This is a genomic window from Lacticaseibacillus boliensis (assembly GCF_054784775.1).
Genome location: NZ_BAAIHN010000063.1, coordinates 1 through 5,721 on the forward strand (window position 1 = coordinate 1; position 5,721 = coordinate 5,721).

Sequence of the window (5,721 nt, forward strand, 5' to 3'; positions counted from 1 at the left end):
CAGAGCGACCAGGAAATTGAGACTTACATTGAACAACTGAATAATCGACCACGCAAGGTCTTAGGCTGGAAGACGCCATCAGAAGTCTTCATGGGTAAAAAGTTGCACTTGAGTTGACAATTCGTCGCAAAAAAATAAGCCCCATATAGGGACTAGGGTGTACTAATTGGTATGCACATGGTTGGTACACGTGACTACTCTGTGGCCTTTCATGACGTGCAAGTTATATGGGCCTCGCCTCTAGAATGAGTTATTATTGAGTGCCACGGGTGCTCAAAATATCGGTATAAAAGCATTTCTAGTTTTTTGTCTTGTCACTGATTTGCACTGATTTTCAAACCTAGGTGATTATCTAAATAGCTAGGCAGACGCCAGCCAATTCATTATGAGGCGCTATTTTTAATTTTTAGAACGTCCACACTCTGCTATAATTCTATTCGTAACATAAAATTTGGAGGCATTCAAAATGATTAAAGAATTTAGAGACTTCATTATGCGTGGCAACGTTCTAGATCTTGCAGTAGGTGTCATTATTGGCGGTGCGTTCACCGCTGTTGTAACTTCCCTGACCAAAAACTTGATCAACCCAATTATTTCTATGTTTGTAGGTAAGGCTGATTTAAGTAAGCTATATTTTACAATTTTGAACGCAAAATTTACGTATGGCAGCTTTCTTAACGACGTCATTAACTTCTTGATCACTGCTTTTGTAGTCTTTCTTATTGTCAAGACGGTTAATCGTATTATGCCGTCTAAGAAACCTGATGCTCCTGTTGTTTCGAAGGAAGAACTCTTACTTACACAGATTCGCGATTTACTGCGCAATTCAAAATGAGCTATCATAAGTATAAGAGGGAATAGATACCTTTGCGATAATCCCTTTATGGTTGTCAGATGAAATACAATAATTCATCTGATGATTATGGAGGGATTTTTGTATGTCCAGATCTAAGTTCACGGCTCTTGAGAAACTTAAATTGCTCGAGGAATTTAAGGAGTCGGATTTACCCAGAGCCACTTTTGAAAGACAACATGGCATTGGTAAGGACTCACTTAAACGTTGGTCGCTGCGTTACGAACGAGATGGCCTTGAAGGATTGGAGGAAGCAAGGAAGAATATTCACTACAGCAAGGAATTAAAGGAAACTGTTGTCTTTGCCTATCTGAATGGCGAAGGTACGCTAGAGAACTTGGCAAACAAGTATGGATTACGCAACGTTGCTCAAGCAAAGACGTGGCTTGATACGTATAATGGAGACAAACCTTTGACGGCATCGCCGTCCAGAAAGCAGGTCCCCACTATGCGTAAGAAGACAACTTTCGAAGAGCGAATCGAAGTCGTTGAGTATGTGGTAAAACACAAGCACTCATACACTGAAGCCGCTAAGCATTTTCAAGTTTCATATCAACAAGCACGGTCTTGGGTGCTTAAGGCAAAGAATGGCGGTTATGAGGCTCTCGTTGATAATCGTGGCCACCACAAAGATGAGTCAGAACTAACTGATCTCGATAAAGCAAACCTTCGTATTCGCCAGCTCGAAGCTGAGCTCAAAGACAAAGAATTGGTGGAACAATTCGCAAAAAAATTGCTGGAACTCCAGCGCAAGGGGTGAATAAACAACATCGACAGGCCTACCTCGCAATTAAAGAGACCAGTCAAGGCAAGCGCGGTGCAGTTACCAAGTTATTAGCTGTTGTCGGAGTAAGCCGGCAGGCTTACTACAAAGGATTAAAGCGAGAAGAAACGGCTTGGGAAGCCCGCGATCGTCGGCTCAAGGAACGGACACAACACTGGTTTGATTTCCATCATCAAGGTATTGGTGCTGGAAATCTGTTAGTCAACCTTCAGCATGACGAGTCAATTACTTTTGAAGTTACTCATAAAATGGTTCGACGAGTGATGCGAGAACTTGGATTGAAATGCCAAATTCGAGTTAAAAAACACAGTCGCCAAAAAGCTAGTGAGCAATACATCCAAGACAATGTCTTAAACCAAAATTTTGATACGGATGCGCCTAATAAAGTCTGGTTGTCCGACTCGACCGAACTGAGATTTGGTCCAAACGGCGAATATAAAATTCGGTTGAGTGGCGTTCTTGATCTCTATGGACGACTTCTCTTGTCACACCATCTTAGCGTCACTGAAACTTCAGCTGCGGAAATCGAAGTGTTCCAACGTGCATTTGATAGTGTCGGAGCCGTTCATCCATTGATTCATACGGATCGCGGCTCAGCTTACACTTCTGGCGCCTTCAATAATTTTCTTGCACGTTACGATGTAACTCGTAGCATGTCTCGTCCGGGCACGCCATTCGATAATGCGCCAATGGAACGTTGGTGGAATGAGTTCAAATTGCGCTGGATGGATCGTCATTCGATGCCTAAGACTCTCCAAGAACTCGAGAAACTGGTTGAAGAAGGTATTGAATACTTCAATTGCCACAATCGTTCAGCACAAAGAAACGGCCTCACTCCAGATGAATACTGGAATGAAGCCGCTTAGAGACAGATTTAACTTTATAATATTTCATCTGTCAACTTGACAGGGACTAGTGCACTTCGGCTTTCTTTTTGGCCTTAACTCCTGTATACTTATAATTAGTAACAAAGAATATATTTAATGGGAGGGATTTACATGCACTTCATTTGGTCACTAATTGTTGGCGCAATAATCGGTGCTATTGCTGGCGCTATTACAAGCAAAGGAAAATCGATGGGTTGGATTGCAAATATTATTGCTGGGCTCATCGGATCATCTATTGGTGAAGCACTACTCGGCCATTGGGGTCCTAAACTTGCTGGTATGGCAATAATTCCATCGATAGTTGGTGCAGTGATTGTCGTAGCGGTTGTATCATTCTTTGTTGGTAGATCTAAAGATTGATTGGAGGTCATATGCATGGATGCTTTAAAATCAATTTTTACATTTATGGTAGCCAGCACTTTGCTGGTTGGAGGAGCTCTGGTAGCTGGTACAATTTTGGCAGCCAAGGAAATAGATAAGGCTGGGGATAAATTGCAGGATTCGATTCATGACTAATGATATACGGGCCGTCTGTGATAGACACACGTTCGCAAAATCCTGCTGAAAGCGTAACTTTCAGCAGGATACGGTACGGTTGAGGTACGAGAAGGCCTGATGCTACACACGGCAAAGGGTATCGTGGCTTAAGATGCATCGAAATTAACCCCAGCTCGGCATGTCAATTGGCATGCCGAGTTTTTTTACTCTTTCAACGAGCTATACCAATCAACGAGCTATACCAATTACCTAGCGGCACGAAAAGCTGTGAGCTCAGACAAAAAGTACTCCGGCGGGCTGGTCATGGAACGCAATGTCGCTCGTCGGAGCTAACTCGCAAAAACCGCGAGTGGATCTCCTTGTATATTAGATTTATCAGTTAGCACCACAAATGGACTACACTGATAACGAGCGCTGCGGATTAGTTTGAACTCCGACAGACCTTGTTAAGGTACTGGTTCGAGAAGGCTCTAACCACAGCTTTTTGTCATATTGTTAATGAGTTAGATAACACGTGGTGCACTGCGCTTCGATGTTTAATTTGACGCAAGGTTACATCGGCAAAAAGCTTGTGGAGCACAGTGCATCTACATATTTGAGGAGCGAGTGAGATGTTATACGTAGGAATTGATGTCGCCAAGAAAAAACATGACGTCGCAGTTATTGACCCTGAAGGAACCATCTTTGTCAGACACCTTGAGATCACCAACAACAGCGAAGGTTTCCAGTGTCTAAAGCAGACGCTGCACAATCTCATGCGAGCAACTGGCGACACTGTTTAAGTAGGGCTAGAAGATACTGGCCACTACTGTTACAACCTCATCTCGTTCCTACGGCAAAATGATTTTGCCCCGCGTTTTACAATCAAGTTAGCAACTATCGTTAGCACTCAGACAAAATAAAAAACACCAAGTCGATACGACCTGTTATCATTAAAGTTCCTACACAATTAATGAAAGAGGTATCGTCTTGATGCAAGAACAGAATATCATGTCTCACACCAAAGGTCACCATCTGACTGCTTTCGAACGTGGAAAAATCGCTGCACTTCATGGAGAGGAGAAGTCAAATCGAGAAATTGCACGCATACTTGGTATCTGCCGGCAAACCGTCGCCAACAAGCTAAACCGAGGCCAGATCGATCAGGTCAAGAAGGTCAATGGCAAGCGTGTGTATCGCACTGAATACAGCGCTGAGGCAGCCCACCTTCGCTATAAAGAGAACCGGCGGCGATGCCACAGACCCCTCCAGCTCGTCCAAGCCGCTGACTTCATCGCCCACTTCACAGAACACTTCAAACAAGACGGCTGGTCCCCAGACGCAGTGGTTGGTCGCGCCAAGAAGAAGAAGCTCTATCGACCTGAGGAGATGGTTTGTACGACGACGCTGTACAACTACATTGATGCTCAGCTCCTGGAGATCAAGAATATTGATCTGCTGGAGAAGACCAGCCACCGCATCAAGCATAAGGCCAACACTCAGCACAAACGACTGCTTACTGGACGTAGTATCGATGAGCGCCCGAAACGTGTGGATAGTCGCCGTGAGTTCGGCCACTTCGAGCTAGACACAGTGGTGGGTAAGCGTGATGGTCAAGAGAGTGTCATTATGACGTTCATCGAACGCAAGTCCCGTTTCCAGTTCATGCGTCTGATTGACGGCCGCGACGCCGATTCGGTAAACTACGCCATGCGCGGTATCGTTGCGGAGTACGGCGACGTCATTAAAACGGTTACTGCCGACAATGGCTCTGAGTTCGCCGACCTAGACTCGGTGCTCGATGGCGTGACCACTGTGTACTATGCGCACCCATACCGTTCCAGTGAGCGCGGCACCAACGAGGTCCACAATAAGATGGTTCGGCGAGACTTCCCCAAAGGTGAGTCCTTAGACGCTGTCAGCCCACTAGCTGTCGCCGAGACTCAAGATCGGCTCAACCGCCTCCCTCGTCGCCAACTCAAATATCGCACGACCGAGGAAGTCTTCATCGCTGAGCGCGCTCGAGCTCAGCGACGAGCTGCCAAGTCAGCCGTAGCCAGCTAACTCAACTCATCAAAGGTAACAGTTCGCCTCACGGTGTCGTGCCACGGAGTGGCTAACTTGTTCTTGCAATTTGCGAAAATGATTTTGCCGTGTTTAGCTATAATCCCTAAAAACCGCAATTTCACAAGGGGAAACATTTGCCTGAAGCCATACGTAATCAGATAGTGACTAACCTTGATTTTGACAAACTGGAGCAGTTAATTCGAAATCGTCGGCGAGGGGGATACTTCAAGGAAGACGGGGAGCAATACTGGCCTGGCTTCGGATTAAAACGGCTTTGGCAACACGTTTGTCGATCGTTAAATTGTCCACAGAGAATTCGTGCTGAAGTGAAGCACGTTATTGGAGCAAGGCTCAATGAGTTTTATAATGCATATAATGATTGCATTATTTCCGATGAAAATCTCCCAAGTCTTGATATACGTGACGCATTTCAAGATTACACGCCAGATTATGCTCAAAAGTCATATTTAGTGGCTGTTCAAAAACGTGTAGCGTTTGATACTAGTGATTTTGGGACATTACTGTCCCTGGATTATTCATAGAATTTCAAAAAAGCAGCGCAATCCCATGATTCACACGGGACTGCGCTGCTTTGGTGTTTCACCCATTGGGTGCGCCTATATGCTAAGGTTGAGTCGACGAAAACCATCACG

At 45.0% G+C, this 5,721-nt stretch carries 8 protein-coding genes and 1 pseudogene; all 9 read left to right on the top strand.

Translation table 11 applies throughout. The annotated features are described in order from the left end of the window. A pseudogene (locus ACYVRB_RS13950) lies at window positions 1-117 on the top strand (IS30 family transposase); the annotation flags it as partial. Between the two features lie 349 nt (window positions 118-466). Next, a complete protein-coding gene (gene mscL / locus ACYVRB_RS13955; RefSeq protein WP_203634035.1) occupies window positions 467-835 on the top strand; it encodes a large-conductance mechanosensitive channel protein MscL in 369 nt (122 codons plus the stop codon). A 103-nt stretch (window positions 836-938) separates the two neighbouring features. Further along, on the top strand, window positions 939-1,613 hold the full coding sequence (locus ACYVRB_RS13960; protein WP_057707346.1) for a helix-turn-helix domain-containing protein: 675 nt from the start codon (window positions 939-941) through the stop codon (window positions 1,611-1,613). Further along, complete coding sequence (locus ACYVRB_RS13965; RefSeq protein WP_056962884.1) at window positions 1,610-2,503, top strand: IS3 family transposase; 894 nt, start codon at window positions 1,610-1,612, stop codon at window positions 2,501-2,503. The genes ACYVRB_RS13960 and ACYVRB_RS13965 overlap by 4 nt, the downstream gene beginning before the upstream one ends. Before the next feature lie 132 nt (window positions 2,504-2,635). Next, a complete protein-coding gene (locus ACYVRB_RS13970) occupies window positions 2,636-2,884 on the top strand; it encodes a GlsB/YeaQ/YmgE family stress response membrane protein (protein ID WP_033572653.1) in 249 nt (82 codons plus the stop codon). 15 nt (window positions 2,885-2,899) lie between these two features. Then, on the top strand, window positions 2,900-3,040 hold the full coding sequence (locus ACYVRB_RS13975) for a hypothetical protein (RefSeq protein WP_164507541.1): 141 nt from the start codon (window positions 2,900-2,902) through the stop codon (window positions 3,038-3,040). 593 nt (window positions 3,041-3,633) lie between these two features. Then, window positions 3,634-3,804 carry an IS110 family transposase gene (locus ACYVRB_RS13980; protein WP_125706726.1) on the top strand — a complete coding sequence of 57 codons (171 nt, stop codon included), beginning with the start codon at window positions 3,634-3,636 and terminating at the stop codon, window positions 3,802-3,804. Between the two features lie 190 nt (window positions 3,805-3,994). Then, window positions 3,995-5,065, top strand: a complete 1,071-nt coding sequence (locus tag ACYVRB_RS13985; protein ID WP_461216034.1) for an IS30 family transposase — start codon at window positions 3,995-3,997, stop codon at window positions 5,063-5,065. Between the two features lie 137 nt (window positions 5,066-5,202). Beyond that, a complete protein-coding gene (locus ACYVRB_RS13990; protein WP_461216033.1) occupies window positions 5,203-5,610 on the top strand; it encodes a hypothetical protein in 408 nt (135 codons plus the stop codon). The last annotated feature ends 111 nt before the right edge of the window (window positions 5,611-5,721 follow it).

What these genes read in the sequence shown, in the direction of transcription:
- mscL (WP_203634035.1), top strand. Translation starts at nt 467, where the DNA reads ATGATTAAAGAATTTAGAGACTTCATTATGCGTGGCAACGTTCTAGAT.
- ACYVRB_RS13960 (WP_057707346.1), top strand. Translation starts at nt 939, where the DNA reads ATGTCCAGATCTAAGTTCACGGCTCTTGAGAAACTTAAATTGCTCGAG.
- ACYVRB_RS13970 (WP_033572653.1), top strand. Translation starts at nt 2,636, where the DNA reads ATGCACTTCATTTGGTCACTAATTGTTGGCGCAATAATCGGTGCTATT.
- ACYVRB_RS13975 (WP_164507541.1), top strand. Translation starts at nt 2,900, where the DNA reads ATGGATGCTTTAAAATCAATTTTTACATTTATGGTAGCCAGCACTTTG.
- ACYVRB_RS13980 (WP_125706726.1), top strand. Translation starts at nt 3,634, where the DNA reads ATGTTATACGTAGGAATTGATGTCGCCAAGAAAAAACATGACGTCGCA.
- ACYVRB_RS13985 (WP_461216034.1), top strand. Translation starts at nt 3,995, where the DNA reads ATGCAAGAACAGAATATCATGTCTCACACCAAAGGTCACCATCTGACT.